This window comes from Bacillus sp. ISL-7 (assembly GCF_018613065.1).
The window spans coordinates 15,096-33,703 of record NZ_JAGGQW010000039.1; the positions used below are offsets into that span (position 1 = coordinate 15,096).

Here is an 18,608-nt window from a genome sequence, read left to right on the forward strand (position 1 = left end):
GACAACATGATTAAATGTATTGCATCAGACATGGATGGAACATTATTGAATTCGAATCAATTAATCAGCGAGGAAAATAAGGAAGCGATCGTAAAAGCACAAGCGCATGGAATTGAATTTGTGGTCGCAACTGGAAGATCGTATCAAGAAGCAACCTACGTCTTAGCTCAAGCTGGCATAACTTGCCCGGTTATCTGTGCGAATGGCGCAGAGGTACGCTCCAAGGAAGGAGTCGTTCTTTCGGCTACGCCAATCAGCAAACAAATGGCAAGAGAGGTAGCGGCAAGGCTAAGGGAAAAGGATGTTTATTTCGAAGTATACACAAACAAAGGTGCCTTCACGATGGATGCCGACAAGGCGGTATCCATTCTCGTTGACATCATTATGAGTGCCAATCCCGAAGTAAATCGAGAAGAAATTAAAGAGGCTGCTGGGGCAAGACTGCGTGATGGCCTAATACATACGGTCGAAGATTATGAACTTTTATTTGCCGATGAAAACTACCAAATCTATAAATTACTTGCCTTCTCCTTTGATGCAGACCGACTGGAGTCAGCAAACGAGTCCATTTCAGAGCTAGAAGGAATCGTCGTTTCAACGTCTGGCCATGATAATTTGGAAATTACCAATGAACAGGCTCAAAAGGGGATTGCATTGGAGTCGTTTGTAAAGGTAAAAGGGATTGATTTAGCGGAAACCATGGCGATTGGCGATAATTATAATGATGTTTCCATGCTCGAAAAAGCAGGAAGATCGGTTGCGATGGGGAATGCCGATTATTACATAAAGTCTCTTTGTGATGTGATTACGGATACGAATGAAGAAAGTGGCGTAGCGAAGGCAATTCTTGAGGTAATTTAAGAAAGGTAGGAGTCAATGAATAAAGCGTGTTCTATTTTACTGATGATGGTTGTCATGTTGTCGGGCTGTTCTCTTTTTGAAATAAATGACGACAGGATCCAAGAGGAAGAGGTCGTTGTGAATCAGCCAAATATAGAAGTTTTGGCTGAAAAATTGCAAGTGCCATGGTCAATTGATCGGGTGAATCAAGCTTTCTACATCAGTGAACGAACCGGAAATATCGTTAAGATTGAAAATGGTAAAATAGAACGCCAGCCAGTTCGTTTAGAAAAGCCGCTTGCCAAGGCGGCTGAAGCGGGACTGCTAGGCTTTGTTCTTGACCCTCAGTTTCTTGATAATCATAAGGCCTACGCCTATTATACCTATAGTGATGATGGCAAGGGGCAATTTAATCGGGTGATTGTCCTAAGGACGAACGGTTCTGTGTGGTCCGAGGAGAAAATCCTGCTTGACCGGATTCCGAGTGCTGCCTATCATCACGGCGGCAGGCTGAAAATCGGTCCGGATGGGATGCTGTACATCACCACAGGTGATGCGACCACTCCGGAAACGGCTCAGAACCTGAATGCATTAAATGGAAAAATTTTACGAATGAAGTTAGATGGGACGATTCCTGCAGACAACCCTTTTCCAAACTCATATGTCTACAGTTATGGACATCGCAATCCGCAGGGATTAGTGTGGGTTGGCGGGACTTTATATGCAAGTGAGCACGGTCCATCGGCTCATGATGAAATCAATCGGATTACCCCAGGGGCGAATTATGGCTGGCCGGTAATTCAAGGCGACGAACAGCAAGCGGGGATGGTAACCCCATTGTATCAGTCCGGTGATGATACGTGGGCACCGTCCGGCCTGGCTGTGGCGAATGGGAAGCTTTATGCAGCAACATTAAGAGGCAATGCCGTCCGCGAATTTGGTTTGCGTCAGAAGATTACTAGATCCGTCATTACAAGTCTGGGGCGAATTCGTGACCTGTATGTCGATGGCGACTACCTCTACTTTGTCAGCAACAACACCGACGGCAGAGGAAATCCGGACGAAAAAGACGATAAACTATATCGTGTGCTATTACGAGATTTATAAACCGAAAAGGTAAAGGGTGTCAGGCACCATGTGAAGAATTCACATGGTGCCCGACACCCTTCTTTTTCTAGAGTATCTCAATCTTTAAGGAATTCACCTGAGAGACGAGGAGTTCTTCGTATTCTTTTTGGGCTTGGTAGTAGATTTCTTGTTCGCCTGCTTTTGGGTTTTCTTTTTTGACTTTTTCAATTAAGTCCTTTTGCACCTTCTGGGACATGACAATCATTCGATATTGCTGTTTTTCCGTTGCCCAAAATTTCTCTGCACCGTACTCATTGATTAGCTTTTTAGCGGATTCGAACTGATTATATTGTTCGAGCGCTTTGAGGAGGGCTGTATCCACCTCCGTTTCAGTTGCTTTATGGCCCTTTTCATCCGCCAGTAAGGCCATCGCACGGAGGCGGATAATTTGCGTTAATAATTGATTTTTATCTTCAAGTGTTTTTTCCTGGGAAACTAAATAAGCCAATTCTTCCTCTAACTGTTTACCCGTGTATTTTTTCTGGGCGCTCTCACGGTTGATTTCCAGCTGTAACTGGTTAATAAACTTATAGAAGCTGACATCTTCATTGGTAATCCATTCGCCGTTGATGATGGCGACACCTTTTGGCTTAGTCACATGTAGATCGATGACTTTCTCTGCCTTTTTGCCGTCTTTTTCTAATGTAAACGCGGCCTCATATTTACCGCCCATCGGCAGATTTACTTTGCCGGAGTAGGTCCCATTTTTGCCTTCCACAAGCTTAACATCATAGCTGCCATGGTCCATATTGGTCATCGATAATTGGGCAGCCACATCGAGACCCTTTACGGCCTTGTTGTTTTCGGTTACTTTTATTTCAAATGGCATCGCTGTGTCCTTGACGAAATAAAGGTCCTTCGTCACTGTTACCTTATAGTCAGGGCCTGAACTGCATCCTGTGATTAAGGCAATCAGCAGAAGGAAGCCAAAGATGATCCGTGTCTTCATGAACTGATTCCTCCTAAATTATGAGTTTGTAAGAATTCATCTACTGTAAACTTTTCCATTTTTCCATTGTCTAAATAGGCGACATGGGTGCAAATCTGCTTGATTTCATCAAGATGGTGGGAAGACAGCAGAATCGTTTTATCATGGAGGGAACCAAGGACCTCCAAAATCTCTTTTCTTCCGAGCGGGTCGATGCCGCTCGTCGGTTCATCGAGAATGAGCAGGCTTGAATCCTGATAAAGGGTGATTGCTAAACCAAGGCGCTGCAGCATCCCTTTGGAATATTTCTTCACTTGAACATCACGGTCCTCCCACAAGCTGACCGAGCGAAGCACCTGCTCGATCCGTTCCTGGTTGGCCGTCTTGGTCACAGCTTCTGCAAAGAAGGTGATATTTTCAAGACCGGTCAGCATCGGATATAGCATGAATTTTTCCGGCAAATAAGCAATCGTCTTTTTCCATTCATCATTTTTCTTGTTAACAGCAGTCCCGTTAATCAAAATTTCCCCTTGCTTTACTGGCAGTAACCCTAGCAGACTATTGATGAACGTTGATTTTCCGGCCCCGTTGCGGCCAACAAGGGCACATATTTCGTTCGGGTTAATGTCTAGATTGATGGAATCTAAGACATTTTTTTTTCCAAACGATTGGTTTAAATTCGTTACTTTGATCATTCGTACCCCTCCTTACGGTTGAAAACAATCGCTGTTAAAAACGAAATGATAAGCCAGAACAACAGATTTCCGAGCAGGAAGAATACAGGTTTCGTCCACATAAATGCTTGTAAGAGCCTTGACATATGGCCAAAGGAATACACGCCCGTGCCTGTTTCTAGAAACATTCGAATTGCTTGAAGCGGATTTAAAAAGTAGACGGAAGAAAATAGTTTCACATTTTCATGGGTGACATCAGGTAAGAACGACAGCAAGATAAAATCATGTAAGAAGAAAAAGTAAAACCAGACGAAGATCGTAAACCCTAAAATCTGCATCCGCGAGCGGCTAAAGCTGCCGATGGCCGCACCTATTTGCAGGAAGACGAGACTCATACAAACGATTGCTGCAACAAAGATAAAATAGCCCTTTATATCGAGTTGGAAATTAAATTTTAATAGGAACAAATAGATGAAAAGCCACGTAATCAGCGGGACAAGGACGACTGCATAAAGCCCAAGGCTTTTTTTAATTAGGAAGCTTCCGAAAGAGTCTGTCTTTGTCAGCAGCATGATCAATGTTTTTTGTTCCTTTTCTTGAAAAATCGAGAAGGCCCCGATAAATAGGCATAGAATCGGAATAAAATAGATAATCGTATCAAACAAGTTGATTAAGAGAACATAAAAGCCTTTATCAAATGAAAGGGCTGAGGAACGAAATAAAATCGCGATTGAAATGAGAACAATAATGCTTAGACTTAGCCAAAGCCCTTTTCCTCTTATATTTTCCTTCCATTCCTTCCAAATGTAATGCATAGTAGGTGTCTCCCCTTTATTAAAATCCCCACAATTAGTAAGCTGACAATAAGGAAAATAGCCTTCGTATGTGTTCCATTTGACGCTGTTAATGGGTGTGGGTCATTAAACATAATGGCTTCGTTTGTAAGTGCAGCATTCATCTTTTCATATATCTTCAGGGCCGGACTTTTTAAAAATAAATAGGATAATTCTTGGTCCTCCATTAATTGATATAAAGATGAACGATAGGTTATTGGAAAATCCCCAATGCGGTCTTGGTCTAAATCGGTAATCGGGAACGAGCTGCCCCAGTCGTTCCCTTTGCCATCCTTGCTCCAGGAATTATTCTCACTATTGCCGCCAAGAGTTACCGCAGGAATCGTATTTTCGGAAATTTGGTTTAATGTAAATACTTGATCATTGGAACTCGCCCATAGTTCAATTCCGATTTGGTTTTGAACGATTTTGTTGTGACGAAATTCGTTTCTTGTCGCTTGATCGATATACAAACCACGCTGGTTCATGTAAAAGATATTATTGGCGATAAAATTATCATTGGCTTGAAGGAGTAATAGGCCAAATGATTGGTTGCCGTAGTTAACGATAAATTGATTATCCTCGAGCTTCAAATGATTGGAGTTCATAATGGCTGCGCCGCCGGTATTCATCGTGAAGGTATTTTTCTTAAAAATGTTTTCGTCGGAATACATGTAATGCAGACCATATCTTGTGTGGCTGATATTATTTTCATAGCTGTGATTGTTGTTGGCATACTCAAAGAACATCCCGTCCCGGCTGCCTTCAATGGTATTCTTTTCAAGCAGATTATCATTTGCATAATAAACGTGAATTCCATTTCCCTGCTCGGCGATTTTTCCCTTGCCCATTCCCTTAACATGGTTAGCACGAATTGTATTATCGTGAGCCTGGCTTAAATAAATGCCGTGAAAGGAGTCGCGGATGTTGATATGTTCGACGACGTTGTTGTTTGTATAAATCTTGATGGCCGCGTATTCCTCAGCAGAGTTCCGGTTCATACTTCCGTGCGTTACTGTTAGATGGCTCAGCTTCACATGAGGGGCTTTAATGGAAATGACATTTCCCGTTCCGTCACCCTTAATGACGGTTTTAGTTGAGCCAATAATCGTCATTGCCTTGTTGATGACAATATTGCCCTGATAGGTTTTATTTTCAAGCTGTAATACCGCCCCATCTTTCAGGCTGTCGATGGTTGCTTGTAAATTTTCGGCGGCCAGCTTTTTCTCAGGGCACATCAGTAGAAATAGAGAAAAAATGAAAGATAAGAGCGCAGTTTTTTTCATTTACTTTCGATCCTTCCATAGCGGAATGAGTAATAGGATAAAGGCTGCAATTACCAAATACGTACCTAGGCTAAGCAGGCTGGTGGTTTGAAAGTTCGCAACTGTGTTATGCCCTAAAATAGGCGGTACAAATGGCTCCATTTTTATTGGTGCATCAGGACTTAAATTGGTGCCAAACTTTTTCAGTGCATGTTGGAGGTCGAATACTCCTAGCCCGCCGCCAATTACAAATAGGCCGATTAATCCATATAGAACCGATTTTTTTCGTAGAAGGGCTGTTAATAGAGTTAGAGCTGCTAATCCTCCCACTAAATAGGGTAAATACGATAATTCAGGGAAGTTTTTTTCGCTGAAGTTCGCCATACCGATATAGTGGTTAAGACCATTGACAATATCGATTTCGCCTTCCAGCTTATTTGGGTAAACAATGATATTCAACCCTTCGGGATATTGCGGTGCAACAAAGACCATTTTCCACCATGGGAAAAACAATGAGATGACAATTAAAATAGTTGAAGCAGTTATTAATAATGAAGAAACCACTGATAATTTCTTAGTTTTACCCTTCATGTTAACATCGCCTTTATTATGAAATCTTCGTTAAACAGGGATGGGTATCAATCTCTTTAATTGATACCCATCTCCAACATATTATTTCTTAGGCTTTACAAGGAAGTAACCGTTCATTTCTTGGTGGAGCGCAGAACAGAAGTTTGTACAATAAAGTGGGTAGGTTCCCGCTTTATTCGCGACAAATTCCATTGTGTTGGTTTGTCCAGGCTGAACTTCCATGTTTAAGTTATAGCTGTTGATGGCAAAACCATGTGTAATATCCTCATCGAAATCAATATTCGTCAGATGGATGGTGACGTGATCTCCTTCATTCACTTCAATGACGTCTGGTCGTTTTGCTTTTGCATCAAAGATGAATTTCGAACGCATCGCAATACCGTATACGTCAACTTTGTTGCCATTGCGGACGATTTTCGTATCACTCTGCTTGTAAACGGCTTCCTTATTCTTGACATCCTTAGGATATACATTAATCGTTTTAATCTTATCGGCTTTAATCATTTGTGCATAGTGCGGTTCAGGGTCTACTGGTGAAGATTGGATGACCTTCATCTTCCCGCTGATATCAATCAATTGCATCGATTCAGGATGGGAAGGTCCAACAGACAAGTAACTGTCTTTAGCAATCTTGTTTAATGCAATAATCCATTTTCCATCTGGTGCAACGGTATCACCTTCTGCAGAAACAGAATGTCCTGGGGAATATTGAACAGGCACTCGGTCTAATGTTTCACCTGTATTTGGATCCCATTTCACGATTTCAGAAGAAATGAACATCGTTGTATAGGCCATGCCTTTGTCATCAAATTGGGTGTGAAGAGGTCCTAAAGCATTTTCAGGGTTTACTTCTCTTTCCATTACTGATTTGTAATTAAGTACTGGAATTCCGTTCCGTTCACCAGCGAAGTCTTTGTTTTCGACCGCTTTAAACGCTTTTTCAAACGAGAAGACAGTCATTGTCGGTGCTAATTTTCCTGAAGCGATGAACTGCTTGCCATCTGGTGTAACGTCGACACCATGTGGTGATTTAGCGACAGGAATTAAATAAATTCCGCCTTTTTGTTTTTCAGGGAAAATCATTTTTTGACCGCCAACATTTTCGTACTTGCCTTCCTTGACCATCTTTGCAAGCTCTTTCCAGTTAAAAAGAACAATATAGTCACGGTCAGCTTGTGAAGCGTTGATTTCCATGTTTGTAGTTGCTTCCTCTGTATTGTAGGTCGTCATAACGGCCCAATCCGCGGAGCTCTTTTTACCAGCGTCGGAAAGGTCATAGGACCATGGCGGAAGAGCCACTTGATAAGCAATACCTAGTTTTTGATTCGTTTCATTAAAGGTTACAGCAGACATAACACCGCGGTATTGTGTGCTGAAGTCATCTAGAGATTCATACTTCTGGCCAAGCGGGACGGCGAAACGTGTTGGCAGGAACATGTACTCTGTATTTTCTGTCACGAATGCTGCACAGTGTGGGCCGGCAGTGTTCGGAACTTGAATGATATCTTTCGTCGTAAATGTTTTAAGGTCTACAACAGCGGCACGGCTGTTTCCTACATCAGTAGCAAACATATAATTTCCATCATAGTCGCCCTTAGTTTCTAAAAAGGCTGGATGGTGAAGGTCACCCCATGTATAGTCACCCATCATTTTTTTGGAATGTTCATCGAAACCGTATCCTGTGGCGGAATCTTGGGAGAATACAGGAATCGTTCTAATTTTTCGCATCGACGGAACCCCATAAATAAACATTTGGCCGGAGTGGCCGCCAGAGGCAAATAGGTAATAATCATCCTTTTGACCGAATGGCACATACACCTTTTCTGCATCGCTCTTAGTGCTTGAAGAAGCTTCAGTATTCGTCTTTGCTGAGAAATCGGCAAAAGAAATCGTTGCTGCAACAAACCCGGCTAAGAGACCCGATGCAATCGGAATCCATTTTTTCATCTAATTACACCACCTTTTTATTTTTCAGAAGCTTGTTTAAGTAGTTCTAACACTTGCTTGCGTTCTTCATCTGATAATGGATTTTTGCCAATAACGCCTGACATAACGGCAGAAGTAGGCGCCTTCAGGAATTCTTCAATCGGCTTGCCATGTTTCCCTTCCACGTTAGCAAACGCTTGGGAAAGGTCCGGTCCTACGGCACCGCCCTTAATATTTAATGCTTCAACACTGTGACAGCCAAGACAGCCCTTCTTGTTAAGGATGTTATCCTCATTAGCTGAAACGGTTGTTGCTTCCTTTGCATCCGTACTTTCTTCTTTGGCAGCAGCAGTTTCTGTTGTTTCTGTTTGTGCCACCTGAGGCTGTTTTTCGGAATCCCCCATGATCACGCCAAACACTAAGTAGCCAAGTCCAAAGCCAAGTAATGCACAGACTACAAAACTAATAATGGCTTTATTCACTTTTTTCCCTCCCTTTTTATATAAATGAACACCTTCATCCTAAACGCTCAGGAGGGAGAAAATTGTGACCTACCTCACACTTTTTTGGTAGATTTTGAACGTTATGTGAAACCGATTGTTACAATTGGCTTTATAACAATGAACATTTTGTGAATTTCGTCACTACATCAGCGGATGGAGTTGTTTACAAAAGATGGTAAGTATTTATCAAAAGTAGAGTTCTATAAAGGGGTGGTGAGAAGGATGAATCGAGTCGATTGTTTAAAAGATCCGCATCTAGGAGTCTATCAAGAAGTAATTCAAACGAATTTACTTCGAAAAATTGTTATTTTTAAGGATCTATCACAAAAGTCGCTTTCGATTATTGAAAAGAGGTTGATAATGGTCTAAACAGATGGGATATTGAGATTCCCTTGACGATTCAAGAGTTTGCAACCGTCGTTGGCACGACGAGAGAAAGCGTAAGCCGTGTTTTTTCCAAGCTAAAAAAAGATGGGATTATTGATATGAAGTCTAGGAAGATTATTATCCGGGATTGGTGCACGCTTTGTACACTGCTGCACCGGGAATATTAACATTGAAAAAAGCCCTTCGCTATGAAGGGCTTTTCGTTTGCTAATCAAATTTGTACGTCCAGAATCGTTCGTTATTGATCCACTTCATCATTTGCGGGTCTAGATTTTTCAACTTCTCTTCCATACCAATAAACATCTGCTCGGTTTGCGAGCGGTGAGCTTGGATGGCAGCCAGCTTTGTTTCTACGACGGGGCTAATATCATTGACGATGTTTGGTTCCCCAATTTCGTCTACACAATTATTCGAAAAGGCGACACAGTGTAAGGTTGGCCGCACGGAAGCGGGCATCTTCCCAACTGCCCGAACAACCGCCGCACCGGTGGCATCATGGTCAGGATGAACGGAATAGCCTGGATAAAAGGTAATAATAAGGGAAGGATTGACTTCCTCAATCAAAGCTAACATTTTGTTGGCGAGTTTCTCTTCGTCTTCAAATTCAATCGTTTTATCACGGAATCCAAGCATGCGCAGGTCTTGAATGCCCAACACCCGAGCCGCTTCCTTCAATTCCTCTTTCCTAATTTTCGGCAGGTTTTCGCGATTGGTAAACGGGGGATTCCCCATGTTGCGTCCCATTTCTCCTAAGGTTAAACACGCATAGGTGACAGGAGTGCCGTTCTGTACATGGGTCGCAATCGTCCCAGACACACCAAATGCCTCATCATCAGGGTGCGGAAAAACGACCAAGAGGTGACGTTCTTTTTCCATAAATCATTCTCCTTTCGGGCCTTGCCTATTATTCAAAAGGGGTGCTGGAAATCTCCAAGGCAACCGCTAGTTTTCCGGCATTATCATGACCCGCTAAAAGCAGGTGATTGTCTTCGTCTATTTCGTAATGTGTAATCCCTTCTGCATAAATCCAGCCAAGGTTGATCTTCAGACCAACCCGAAACGGGCCATTCCCTGTTATTTTTCCTAATTCATAACGGACAAGCGCATTGCGGATGAAAGCACCAGCGGAAAAAAATGATTGGTCGTTATGTGATGCATAGGCACCGTTTGTCGTTTCAAGGTGAATGTAGACATCTTTATTGGCAAAGCTCGTAATCGCAGCCTGTGCGCCTTTCATATCAATAGGTTCCAAAGTGCAACCTCCTTTCCCTTTATAAATAGAATGATTATGTCTAATGTCTATTTTAGTTAATAATGTAACTATCATACTAGAATCAGGAAAAAAATGCGAAATGAATGCTCGGTGCCTGACACCAAAAGGTCACGGTGCCTGACACCAAAAGAAAGAGCCGACCAATTGACCGGCTCTTTTCTCTATGGTTATTCAACACAATCTTCACAGTACTCTGTTTTTGAAAATCCACTGCGGTATGCACCATGCCAGGTCGGACCGACATATTGGTTTAGCTTGAAGCCTTGCTGGATGGCGGCTGTAATAAACTCTTTCGCGACATCGACAGCATCATAAACGGATTTCCCTTTGGCTAATTCTGCGGTAATCGCCGATGAGTAGGTACAGCCTGCACCGTGCGTGTAGGTAGTTGCAAACTTTTCGGACTCATACAGCATAAAGTCCTTTCCGTCATAAAGCAGGTCAACTGCTTTTTCTTCGGATTGGAGCTTGCCGCCGCCCTTAATCAACACGAATTTTGCCCCTTGCTCGTGGATTTTTACCGCTGCTTCCTTCATTTCCGCAACAGTACGCGGAGTCTTCATCCCTGCAAGCTGTCCGGCTTCAAACAAATTGGGAGTTACCACTAGCGCGCGTGGTAAGAGAAACTCGCGCATCGCATCGGTCGTTTCTGGATTTAAGACCTCATCTTCCCCTTTGCAAACCATAACCGGATCAATGACGACACGCTCCAGTTTATTTTCATCTATTTTTCGCGCCGCTAATTCGATAATTTCAACCGTACCAAGCATGCCCGTTTTCATTGCATCAATTCCAATAGAAAGAATCGTTTCTAATTGAGTCTCAAGGGTATCAACCGCAATCGGAAACACGTTATGGTGCCAATGGTTTTTCGGATCCATCGTCACAATCGATGTCAGCGCCGTCATTCCATAGACGCCAAGCTCCTGAAATGTTTTTAAGTCTGCTTGAATTCCTGCGCCGCCGCTGGTATCAGAGCCCGCAATCGTCATTACCTTTTTGATCGTCATATGTATCCTCCTTCGTATCTAAAACCTTCTACTTATTATAGAACAATTTTATAAATTTAACAGAATTCATGCGAGGACAAGACTAGGTAAATCGATTTGGAAGAAATAGTATCTCAATGTCATTTTATGAAGTATTTCCTGAAGAGGAGAGAAAACAATGAACCATAAAGGTTGTCCCGATGAATCTCCTATTTCCTTGCTTATTAACGGCTACGAAATGGCCGTTTTTCAACTAACAAAATACAACTTAGACGATTGGACCTATAGATATTTGTTTTCTGAAGGCGATGCGGTATCGCAAATTCAGGTTTGCGAAGAATGTAATGGCTATATTAAAATTATGGATATACGACAATATATTGAAAAACCATCAGCAGCCTTACTAGATTTAAACTCGATCCACTTGGATTATGTTGCACAGGAAAATGGCTATCATGCGGTGGGCGAGAAAAAAGATTTGAATTAAGAGGGTGCTCGAATGATGAAAGCAGCGGCTATTATTTTATCAGGTGGAAAATCAAGCAGGATGGGCACCAATAAAGCGCTTTTAAAAATAAACGAAAAAACCAACATTGAGAGAATTGCCGATACGCTAAAGATGTCCTTTAATGATATAATTCTTGTAACCAATCATCCTGAAGACTATCAATTTTTAGGATTGAAGATGGTCTCGGATTATTATCCAGATAAAGGACCGCTTGCAGGGGTTCATGCCGGCTTGCTGTCTTCCGAATATGATACGAATTTTATTGTAGCTTGTGATATGCCATTTGTTTCAGGAGAACTTGCAGAGGTGCTCGTAAACAAATGCGGCGATTATGATGCGGTCATCCCCGTCATTAATGGAGTCCAGCACCCTTTATTTGCCGTCTTCCAAAAGAGGGTGGCAGATGAGGCTGCACAAAGGATCGAAGCGGACCGTCTCCGGATGAAGCATTTGCTCGATCACTTAAACGTTTTATATGTAACGGAAAAAGACCTTCACTCAAACAGTATTGACATAGAACGAGTCTTTTTTAATATGAATCACCCAAATGAGTATGAAGACGCCAAAAAGTGGGCTGAAGCGGATTTTCCCCGCTTTAACGGGCAGAACAAGGAAGTATAAGGGGGAAAAAGGGAACCATGCAATTTTTCAAAGTAAAAACAGTGGAAGAAACATTTGCCTTAATCGAGGAAAAAATACCGGCAACCAAGCAAACCGAAGTACGGGTGCTCGAAGAGGCGCTTCACTATATCCTCGCTGAACCAGTGATTGCACAGGAAAATGTGCCGAGTTTTGATCGTTCAACGGTGGATGGATATGCTGTTCGTGCCAAGGATACGTATGGTTCTTCCGAATCCATGCCAGGCTTCCTTACGGTTACAGGGGAAGTGAAAATGGGTGAGGTTCCAACTGCACAAGCCGGCTCAGGTAAAGCGGTCTATGTGCCAACGGGCGGGATGCTTCCGATCGGAAGTGACAGCGTTATCATGATTGAGCATTGTGAAGAGGTCGATACGCTATTAAATACGTACAAGCAGATTGCACCCGGAGAAAACGTGATTCGGGCCGGGGAAGATATTAAAGAAGGAGAAACGCTTCTTACGGCAGGAACGAAACTTCGTCCGCAGGAGCTAGGGGCACTCGCTTCTTTAGGGGTTACGACTGTAACGGTCTACCGCAAAGTAAAAGTTGGTTACCTTTCGTCGGGGGATGAAATTGTTCCCTATCAAACAAAAAAACTAGTAGAAGGGCAAATTCGCGACATCAACTATTTGACGATTTCAGGTTCTTCGAGCGAATGGAATGTGGATGTCTTATATGGCGGCATTGTCCGTGATGATTTTGAGGAGTTTAAACAAAAGGCCCGTGAACTCTACCAGCAGGTAGATTGTTTAATCCTTTCCGGCGGAAGCTCGGTCGGCGCAAAGGATTATACCACGGATGTCATCCAGTCTTTAGGTGACCCGGGAGTGTTTGTCCACGGTATTTCGATTAAGCCGGGGAAACCGACGATTCTGGCAATGTCTAATGGGAAACCAGTGATTGGACTGCCAGGTCATCCAGCCTCCGCGATGATTATCTTTAAGCTGTTTGGCGAGCAAATTTTACGAAAATTAAAGGGTGAAGACTCGCGGCGGAAACCGGAGCGTATTTTTGCTAGAATCACAAAAAATATTCCTTCCTCACCAGGACGGTCTGATTATATTCGGGTCCGTTTATTTGAAAAAGAAGGGCAATGGTGGGCTGAGCCGATTATTGGCAAGTCCGGTTTAATTACAACCTTGGTCAAAAGCGATGGACTTGTTGAGATTAGTTCAGAAAAAGAGGGAATTTCACAGGGGGAATACGTACCTGTGATTGTCTCACGATAAGGGGGGCTAAGCAGTGAATTATAAAAACTTTAAACGAAAAATATATTTAGAAGATAAACCCCGAGCACAAGCTAGGGAGGAAATTCTCGCGGCTCAGGTCCTGACCCCTGAAAAGGAAGAAATCGCAACGAGTACATCTTTGGGCCGTGTGACAGCTGAACCCATTTTTGCAAGGGTCTCAATGCCGCATTACCATGCCAGCGCAATGGATGGAATTGCGGTCGTTGCTGAAAATACCTATACAGCCCATGAGCAAAATCCACTTCGTCTCAAACGTGGCGAAGAATTTTGTTATGTTGATACGGGGAACGCAATCCCTTCACCGTTTAACGCCGTCATTATGATTGAGTATGTCGATTGTCTTGATGAGGAAACGATTGAAATTATCGAGCCAGCAACCCCTTGGCAGCATATTCGTCCGATTGGCGAAGACGTGGTTCAAGAGGAAATGCTTTTTCCACAAGGGCATATTATCAGGCCAGCTGATTTAGGTGTCCTATTAGGAGGACAGCAAACGGTCATTCCTGTTGCAAAAAAGCCTGTCGTGACGATTATTCCGACCGGGAATGAACTGGTTGAAGCCAATGCTGAGTTAGCACCTGGAAAGATTATTGAATTTAATGGCTCGGTATTTGCTGGCTTCATTAAGGATTGGGGCGGAGAACCGAACCTCCTTCCGATTGTGAAGGACGAACCAGAAAAAATAAAAGAAGTACTTTTAGAAGCAGCTGAGACCTCTGATATTATTGTTATTAATGCGGGTTCATCAGCAGGCTCGAAGGACTACACGGTCCACATTATTGGCGAAATCGGCGAAGTCTTTACCCATGGGGTCGCCGCACGGCCAGGCAAACCTGTCATTTTAGGGAAAATAAACGGGAAGATCGTTGTCGGAGTTCCGGGCTATCCAGTCTCAGCTTATTTGGCGCTCGAGTGGTTTGTCAGACCGCTTATCTGCAAGTACCTGCAAATCCCTGAACCCAAAAGGCAGACCGTGACCGTTAAGCTAGGGCGCCGCATCGTTTCGTCCATGGGTGCGGAGGACTTCGTACGAATGAATATCGGCTATGTGAATGGACAGTTCGTTGCCAATCCGCTGACAAGAGCAGCAGGAGTAACGATGTCATATGTCAGGGCAGATGGCCTGTTAATCGTCCCAGCTAACATTATTGGCTATGAACAAGGGGATCTAGTCGAAGTAGAACTGATGCGCCCGTTTGAGGAAATCAAGCAGGCAATTGTGTTTTGCGGCAGCCACGATTTGACGATTGACCTGTTGTCGTCACAGTTAAAGCAGGTGCGGACCGACATGAAAGTTGTCTCCTCGCATGTCGGCAGTATGGCAGGCATCATGGCGATTCGAAAAGGAGAGGCCCATGTAGCGGGTATTCATTTGCTTGACCCAAGTACAAAAGAATATAATATCTCCTATGTAAACAAACTATTAGCCGGTCAAGACGTCGTTCTGTATCCATTTTTAAAAAGAAAGCAAGGCTGGATCCTTCCAAAAGGCAATCCGCTTGGCATTGAATCAGCGGCTGACTTAGCCCGTGTGAACGCGAATTACGTCAACCGTCAAAAAGGAGCGGGAACTCGAATCCTCTTTGATCTTTTACTCGAAGAAGGGTGCCTGACACCAGAGGATATTACCGGTTATGACCGAGAAATGTTTTCTCATTTAGCGGTAGCAGCGGAAGTGAACGGTGATGCGCACGGGGCAGGTCTCGGGATTTATCCTGCCGCGAAGGCGATGAACCTAGATTTTGTGCCTGTTGCTGATGAAGAATATGATTTGCTGATGACGAGAGGCTTTTATGAGAGCGAAAGCGGCAAGCTGCTGATGGCAATAATCCAATCGGCTCCGTTTAAAGAACAAGTCGAAAAAATTGGCGGTAACCAAGTGGTCGAAAATGCAGAGCCTAAGTGCTTGGGTGTAGAGGTGTAATCAGGATGATGTATCAAATATCAAAGGAACCAATCGATATTCAAGCAGTAATTGATAAGGTGGTCCAGCGCGAAGCTGGTGCGATTACGACGTTTATCGGTACCGTTCGGGAATTAACGAAGGGTAAAAAAACATTGTTTTTAATCTATGAAGCGTACGAAGCGATGGCTGTGAAGAAGCTCGAGCAGATTGGCCAGGAAATTGAACAGCGCTGGGAAGGTTCGTGCGTTGCAATCACCCACCGGGTCGGTCGTTTAGATATAACGGATGTAGCGGTAGTCATTGCCGTCTCGACGCCACACCGTGCTGATGCCTATGAAGCCAACCGCTATGCAATTGAACGGATCAAGGAAATCGTCCCGATCTGGAAGAAAGAGCATTGGGAAGAAGGCGAAGCGTGGATGGGCAATCAGCTGGAAACCGTCGCCTACCCAAGCGGCAAGCCGGAGGAGAGTGACTTAAATGAATAAGGTACTATTTTTTGCCCATTTACGCGACGCAGTCGGCGAAGAGTTTCTTTCCGTCGATGCCAATGGAAAAACGGTGGCAGAATTAAAAGCGGACTTATCAGCTAAATATAACCTGCCGAAAATGGACACGGTGATGACTGCGGTCAATGAGGAATTTGCTTCGAACGATGAAATCATTCGAGATGGTGATGAAATTGCTTTTATTCCGCCAGTAAGCGGGGGCTGATCATCATGAACGATCGGTATTCACGGCAGTTCCTTTTTCCTGGGATTGGTAAAGAAGGACAAGCTAAGATTAGTCGCAAGCATGTACTGATCATCGGGGCGGGGGCCTTAGGGTCAGGCAGTGCGGAGGTGTTGACCCGGGCCGGCGTTTGCAAGATTACGATAATTGACCGAGACTATGTTGAGGCCAGCAATCTGCAGCGCCAGCAGCTCTATACCGAAGAAGATGTCGCCGAGAAACTTCCGAAGGCTGCGGCGGCAGAAAAACGCCTGCGGGCGATTAACTCCGATGTGGAAGTGGTTTCAATCATCGGTGATGCCACCCCTGAATTGCTGGAGGAACTTATCCTTGGTGTCGATGTGATGATGGATGCGACGGATAATTTTGAAACCCGGATGGCGATGAATGATGTCTCACAAAAATACCAGGTCCCGTGGATCTATGGGGCCTGCGTCGGCAGCTTTGGAATGACGTTTTCAATGATCCCAGGAAAAACTCCCTGTTTAAATTGCCTGTTGCGCCAGGTTCCGCTTCAGGGGATGACCTGCGATACGGGCGGGATTATTTCTCCTGCCGTGCAAATGGTTATCGCCCATCAGACAGCGGAAGCGCTTAAGATGCTAGTCGAGGATTGGGACGCGGTGCGGACTTCGTTTGTCAGCTTTGATTTATGGAGAAATCAATATAGCCTCTTAAAGATGTCGAAGGCAAAGTTTGCCGGATGCTTGTCGTGCGGCGAGGAACGGACGTATCCATATCTTGATCGTGAAAATATGACGAAAACTACGGTACTGTGCGGCCGTGATACGGTCCAAATCCGCCCCTCGTCTACAGGAGAGATATCGTTGGAGCGCCTAGCTGGACAACTTAGTACACTTGGTTATGTGGTGAAGGGAAACCCGTATTTGGTGTCGGTTGAAATGGGTGAAGAACGGATGGTTATTTTTCAAGATGGTCGTGCCCTTATTCACGGGACAAAGGATTTGACCCATGCCAAATCGATTTACCAGCGGATCTTAGGATAAGCTATGACCTGTACCTTTAGTGGTACGGGTTTTTCTTTGTCAACATTCGAGGTGTTTCACGTGAAACAATGGAGATCATGTCGAAGTGTCTGCCAATCTTTCGGGCTAATTTTTCGAAAAAAAGGTCATACTCATGTAGAATAGAAACGAGACTGAAATTTGAGGTGCTTGATAAGTGAATATATCCGTCCAAAAACTATTAACGAAAATAGAAGCAGAATTGAAGCTGGCGAAAACCAGCACGAAGGAAGAAAGCTTGCGGGAAAAAGTTTACTCTATTAAAATATTATGCGAATTGCTGCTAGACGAAAAACCGTCATTGACAAGCGTGGTTCCAGCGGCCCCAATGCCTGCAGTTCAACCTGCCATCTCGTTCCAGGCTTACCAACAGCCTGTAATGAACCAACCAATCGTTCAACAAGCACCAACATTACAGCAGCCGAAGAAACTCGACATGGAAGACGAAGCAAACGGGGATTCGCTATTTGATTTTTAAACGAAAAGCGGAAGCGCCAGTCTTAGCCCCGACTAGCATAAGACAAGCACTTTGGAAGGCGGCTTTTTGCCATCTGAAGTGATTGGCTTATGACCTCGAGGGGGGCTTGGCGCTGTAGCTAGACATAACAGAGGAGGAGATTTTTAGATGAAAGTATTTATTATAGTAGGAGCCATCAACGCCTTTATAGCGGTAGCGCTTGGTGCCTTTGGTGCCCATGGGTTAAAAGACAAACTGGATGCACATTATTTAGAGATTTGGAAAACAGGGGTCACCTATCAAATGTTCCATGCGATAGGTATTTTAATGATCGGGCTGCTGATTGGGAAAGTAGCCGCCGCCAGTCCGCAATTCACCTGGTCAGGATGGTTAATGCTGGCCGGTATTATCTTTTTTAGCGGCAGTTTGTATGTATTGAGCTTGACGAAGATTGGCATCTTAGGGGCAATTACACCAATCGGTGGGGTTTGCTTCTTAGCAGCCTGGATCCTCATGGTGGTAGGGGCAGTTAAACATCTGTAATGGAAAGAAAGTCATTGGGCGACAATCCCGATGACTTTTTTTGTCGAAGTCTCTTTTAAAACATTATTATTGATTTTGGCACTCTGTTGATTGGAGCGGAAGTCGCGAAGACTCCAGCGGGAGGACGGGGCAGGGGAGACCCCGCAGGCGCTTAAGCGAGGGCACTGAAAAAGTCCCTTGTTTTATAGCAGTTGTAGGTTGATTTTAC

The 18,608-nt window shown here is 44.0% G+C and carries 23 protein-coding genes; 13 read left to right on the forward strand and 10 right to left on the reverse strand.

Annotated features, from left to right (window positions below):
• The first annotated feature begins 6 nt into the window (after positions 1–6).
• Entirely contained in the window at positions 7–861 is an 855-nt protein-coding gene (locus J7E66_RS15400) for a Cof-type HAD-IIB family hydrolase (RefSeq protein ID WP_215001442.1), read from the forward strand.
• 54 nt (positions 862–915) lie between these two features.
• Positions 916–1,947 carry a PQQ-dependent sugar dehydrogenase gene (locus J7E66_RS15405; RefSeq protein WP_251032943.1) on the forward strand — a complete coding sequence of 344 codons (1,032 nt, stop codon included), beginning with the start codon at positions 916–918 and terminating at the stop codon, positions 1,945–1,947.
• 67 nt (positions 1,948–2,014) lie between these two features.
• Here J7E66_RS15405 and J7E66_RS15410 read toward each other — a convergent pair whose 3' ends face one another.
• From J7E66_RS15410 to J7E66_RS15440, 7 genes are all read right to left on the reverse strand, one after another.
• A complete protein-coding gene (locus J7E66_RS15410; protein WP_215001445.1) occupies positions 2,015–2,917 on the reverse strand; it encodes a FixH family protein in 903 nt (300 codons plus the stop codon).
• Positions 2,914–3,591, reverse strand: coding sequence for an ABC transporter ATP-binding protein (locus J7E66_RS15415; protein ID WP_215001447.1), 678 nt, complete (start codon positions 3,589–3,591; stop codon positions 2,914–2,916). Before J7E66_RS15415 ends, J7E66_RS15410 begins: the two co-directional genes overlap by 4 nt.
• A complete protein-coding gene (locus J7E66_RS15420) occupies positions 3,588–4,385 on the reverse strand; it encodes an ABC transporter permease (protein ID WP_215001449.1) in 798 nt (265 codons plus the stop codon). The genes J7E66_RS15415 and J7E66_RS15420 overlap by 4 nt, the downstream gene beginning before the upstream one ends.
• Positions 4,349–5,689 carry a nitrous oxide reductase family maturation protein NosD gene (gene nosD / locus J7E66_RS15425; RefSeq protein WP_215001451.1) on the reverse strand — a complete coding sequence of 447 codons (1,341 nt, stop codon included), beginning with the start codon at positions 5,687–5,689 and terminating at the stop codon, positions 4,349–4,351. Before nosD ends, J7E66_RS15420 begins: the two co-directional genes overlap by 37 nt.
• Positions 5,690–6,259 carry a hypothetical protein gene (locus J7E66_RS15430; protein ID WP_215001453.1) on the reverse strand — a complete coding sequence of 190 codons (570 nt, stop codon included), beginning with the start codon at positions 6,257–6,259 and terminating at the stop codon, positions 5,690–5,692.
• 81 nt (positions 6,260–6,340) lie between these two features.
• Entirely contained in the window at positions 6,341–8,206 is a 1,866-nt protein-coding gene (gene nosZ / locus J7E66_RS15435; RefSeq protein WP_215001455.1) for a Sec-dependent nitrous-oxide reductase, read from the reverse strand.
• Between the two features lie 17 nt (positions 8,207–8,223).
• On the reverse strand, positions 8,224–8,667 hold the full coding sequence (locus J7E66_RS15440) for a cytochrome c (protein WP_215001456.1): 444 nt from the start codon (positions 8,665–8,667) through the stop codon (positions 8,224–8,226).
• 243 nt (positions 8,668–8,910) lie between these two features.
• Here J7E66_RS15440 and J7E66_RS15445 point away from each other — a divergent pair, with 243 nt between their 5' ends.
• Together J7E66_RS15445 and J7E66_RS15450 are read left to right on the forward strand one after the other, a co-directional pair.
• Positions 8,911–9,057: a hypothetical protein gene (locus J7E66_RS15445; RefSeq protein ID WP_215001458.1), complete on the forward strand. Its 147-nt coding sequence runs from the start codon at positions 8,911–8,913 to the stop codon at positions 9,055–9,057.
• A 17-nt stretch (positions 9,058–9,074) separates the two neighbouring features.
• Entirely contained in the window at positions 9,075–9,242 is a 168-nt protein-coding gene (locus J7E66_RS15450; protein WP_308162514.1) for a helix-turn-helix domain-containing protein, read from the forward strand.
• A 40-nt stretch (positions 9,243–9,282) separates the two neighbouring features.
• Here J7E66_RS15450 and bshB2 read toward each other — a convergent pair whose 3' ends face one another.
• The 3 genes from bshB2 to pdxK all read right to left on the reverse strand — a co-directional run bounded on the left by bshB2 (position 9,283) and on the right by pdxK (position 11,358).
• Positions 9,283–9,951 (reverse strand): bacillithiol biosynthesis deacetylase BshB2, encoded by a 669-nt coding sequence (gene bshB2 / locus J7E66_RS15455; RefSeq protein WP_215001460.1) that lies wholly within the window; start codon positions 9,949–9,951, stop codon positions 9,283–9,285.
• A gap of 28 nt (positions 9,952–9,979) precedes the next feature.
• The gene (locus J7E66_RS15460; protein ID WP_098932519.1) at positions 9,980–10,312 is read right to left on the reverse strand and encodes a YojF family protein; all 333 of its coding nucleotides are present in this window, start codon (positions 10,310–10,312) and stop codon (positions 9,980–9,982) included.
• A gap of 203 nt (positions 10,313–10,515) precedes the next feature.
• Positions 10,516–11,358: a pyridoxine/pyridoxal/pyridoxamine kinase gene (gene pdxK, locus J7E66_RS15465; RefSeq protein ID WP_215001462.1), complete on the reverse strand. Its 843-nt coding sequence runs from the start codon at positions 11,356–11,358 to the stop codon at positions 10,516–10,518.
• 157 nt (positions 11,359–11,515) lie between these two features.
• On the opposite strand from pdxK, the gene J7E66_RS15470 reads away from it, so the two are divergent.
• The 9 genes from J7E66_RS15470 (at position 11,516) to J7E66_RS15510 (ending at position 18,400) form a co-directional block, all read left to right on the forward strand.
• The gene (locus J7E66_RS15470) at positions 11,516–11,824 is read left to right on the forward strand and encodes a hypothetical protein (protein WP_215001464.1); all 309 of its coding nucleotides are present in this window, start codon (positions 11,516–11,518) and stop codon (positions 11,822–11,824) included.
• Positions 11,825–11,836: 12 nt separating this feature from the next.
• Entirely contained in the window at positions 11,837–12,466 is a 630-nt protein-coding gene (gene mobA / locus J7E66_RS15475; protein ID WP_251032945.1) for a molybdenum cofactor guanylyltransferase, read from the forward strand.
• 17 nt (positions 12,467–12,483) lie between these two features.
• A complete protein-coding gene (locus tag J7E66_RS15480; protein WP_215001466.1) occupies positions 12,484–13,716 on the forward strand; it encodes a molybdopterin molybdotransferase MoeA in 1,233 nt (410 codons plus the stop codon).
• A gap of 13 nt (positions 13,717–13,729) precedes the next feature.
• Complete coding sequence (locus J7E66_RS15485) at positions 13,730–15,661, forward strand: molybdopterin biosynthesis protein (RefSeq protein ID WP_215001468.1); 1,932 nt, start codon at positions 13,730–13,732, stop codon at positions 15,659–15,661.
• A gap of 5 nt (positions 15,662–15,666) precedes the next feature.
• Positions 15,667–16,131: a molybdenum cofactor biosynthesis protein MoaE gene (locus J7E66_RS15490; protein WP_088084792.1), complete on the forward strand. Its 465-nt coding sequence runs from the start codon at positions 15,667–15,669 to the stop codon at positions 16,129–16,131.
• A complete protein-coding gene (moaD, locus tag J7E66_RS15495) occupies positions 16,124–16,357 on the forward strand; it encodes a molybdopterin converting factor subunit 1 (protein WP_215001470.1) in 234 nt (77 codons plus the stop codon). The genes J7E66_RS15490 and moaD overlap by 8 nt, the downstream gene beginning before the upstream one ends.
• Positions 16,358–16,362: 5 nt before the next feature.
• Positions 16,363–17,382 carry a thiazole biosynthesis adenylyltransferase ThiF gene (locus tag J7E66_RS15500; protein WP_215001471.1) on the forward strand — a complete coding sequence of 340 codons (1,020 nt, stop codon included), beginning with the start codon at positions 16,363–16,365 and terminating at the stop codon, positions 17,380–17,382.
• Positions 17,383–17,557: 175 nt separating this feature from the next.
• The gene (locus tag J7E66_RS15505; protein WP_215001473.1) at positions 17,558–17,878 is read left to right on the forward strand and encodes a YwdI family protein; all 321 of its coding nucleotides are present in this window, start codon (positions 17,558–17,560) and stop codon (positions 17,876–17,878) included.
• Between the two features lie 147 nt (positions 17,879–18,025).
• Positions 18,026–18,400, forward strand: coding sequence for a DUF423 domain-containing protein (locus J7E66_RS15510; protein ID WP_215001476.1), 375 nt, complete (start codon positions 18,026–18,028; stop codon positions 18,398–18,400).
• The last annotated feature ends 208 nt before the right edge of the window (positions 18,401–18,608 follow it).

Bases quoted from the DNA above. Each gene is read 5' to 3' on its own strand.
- J7E66_RS15460 (WP_098932519.1), bottom strand. From the start codon at position 10,312: ATGAAAGGCGCACAGGCTGCGATTACGAGCTTTGCCAATAAAGATGTC.
- J7E66_RS15405 (WP_251032943.1), top strand. From the start codon at position 916: ATGTTGTCGGGCTGTTCTCTTTTTGAAATAAATGACGACAGGATCCAA.
- J7E66_RS15445 (WP_215001458.1), top strand. From the start codon at position 8,911: ATGAATCGAGTCGATTGTTTAAAAGATCCGCATCTAGGAGTCTATCAA.
- J7E66_RS15420 (WP_215001449.1), bottom strand. From the start codon at position 4,385: ATGCATTACATTTGGAAGGAATGGAAGGAAAATATAAGAGGAAAAGGG.
- J7E66_RS15500 (WP_215001471.1), top strand. From the start codon at position 16,363: ATGAACGATCGGTATTCACGGCAGTTCCTTTTTCCTGGGATTGGTAAA.
- J7E66_RS15400 (WP_215001442.1), top strand. From the start codon at position 7: ATGATTAAATGTATTGCATCAGACATGGATGGAACATTATTGAATTCG.
- nosZ (WP_215001455.1), bottom strand. From the start codon at position 8,206: ATGAAAAAATGGATTCCGATTGCATCGGGTCTCTTAGCCGGGTTTGTT.
- J7E66_RS15510 (WP_215001476.1), top strand. From the start codon at position 18,026: ATGAAAGTATTTATTATAGTAGGAGCCATCAACGCCTTTATAGCGGTA.
- J7E66_RS15415 (WP_215001447.1), bottom strand. From the start codon at position 3,591: ATGATCAAAGTAACGAATTTAAACCAATCGTTTGGAAAAAAAAATGTC.
- J7E66_RS15410 (WP_215001445.1), bottom strand. From the start codon at position 2,917: ATGAAGACACGGATCATCTTTGGCTTCCTTCTGCTGATTGCCTTAATC.
- pdxK (WP_215001462.1), bottom strand. From the start codon at position 11,358: ATGACGATCAAAAAGGTAATGACGATTGCGGGCTCTGATACCAGCGGC.
- bshB2 (WP_215001460.1), bottom strand. From the start codon at position 9,951: ATGGAAAAAGAACGTCACCTCTTGGTCGTTTTTCCGCACCCTGATGAT.
- nosD (WP_215001451.1), bottom strand. From the start codon at position 5,689: ATGAAAAAAACTGCGCTCTTATCTTTCATTTTTTCTCTATTTCTACTG.
- J7E66_RS15470 (WP_215001464.1), top strand. From the start codon at position 11,516: ATGAACCATAAAGGTTGTCCCGATGAATCTCCTATTTCCTTGCTTATT.
- J7E66_RS15490 (WP_088084792.1), top strand. From the start codon at position 15,667: ATGATGTATCAAATATCAAAGGAACCAATCGATATTCAAGCAGTAATT.
- J7E66_RS15480 (WP_215001466.1), top strand. From the start codon at position 12,484: ATGCAATTTTTCAAAGTAAAAACAGTGGAAGAAACATTTGCCTTAATC.
- mobA (WP_251032945.1), top strand. From the start codon at position 11,837: ATGATGAAAGCAGCGGCTATTATTTTATCAGGTGGAAAATCAAGCAGG.
- J7E66_RS15430 (WP_215001453.1), bottom strand. From the start codon at position 6,259: ATGAAGGGTAAAACTAAGAAATTATCAGTGGTTTCTTCATTATTAATA.
- moaD (WP_215001470.1), top strand. From the start codon at position 16,124: ATGAATAAGGTACTATTTTTTGCCCATTTACGCGACGCAGTCGGCGAA.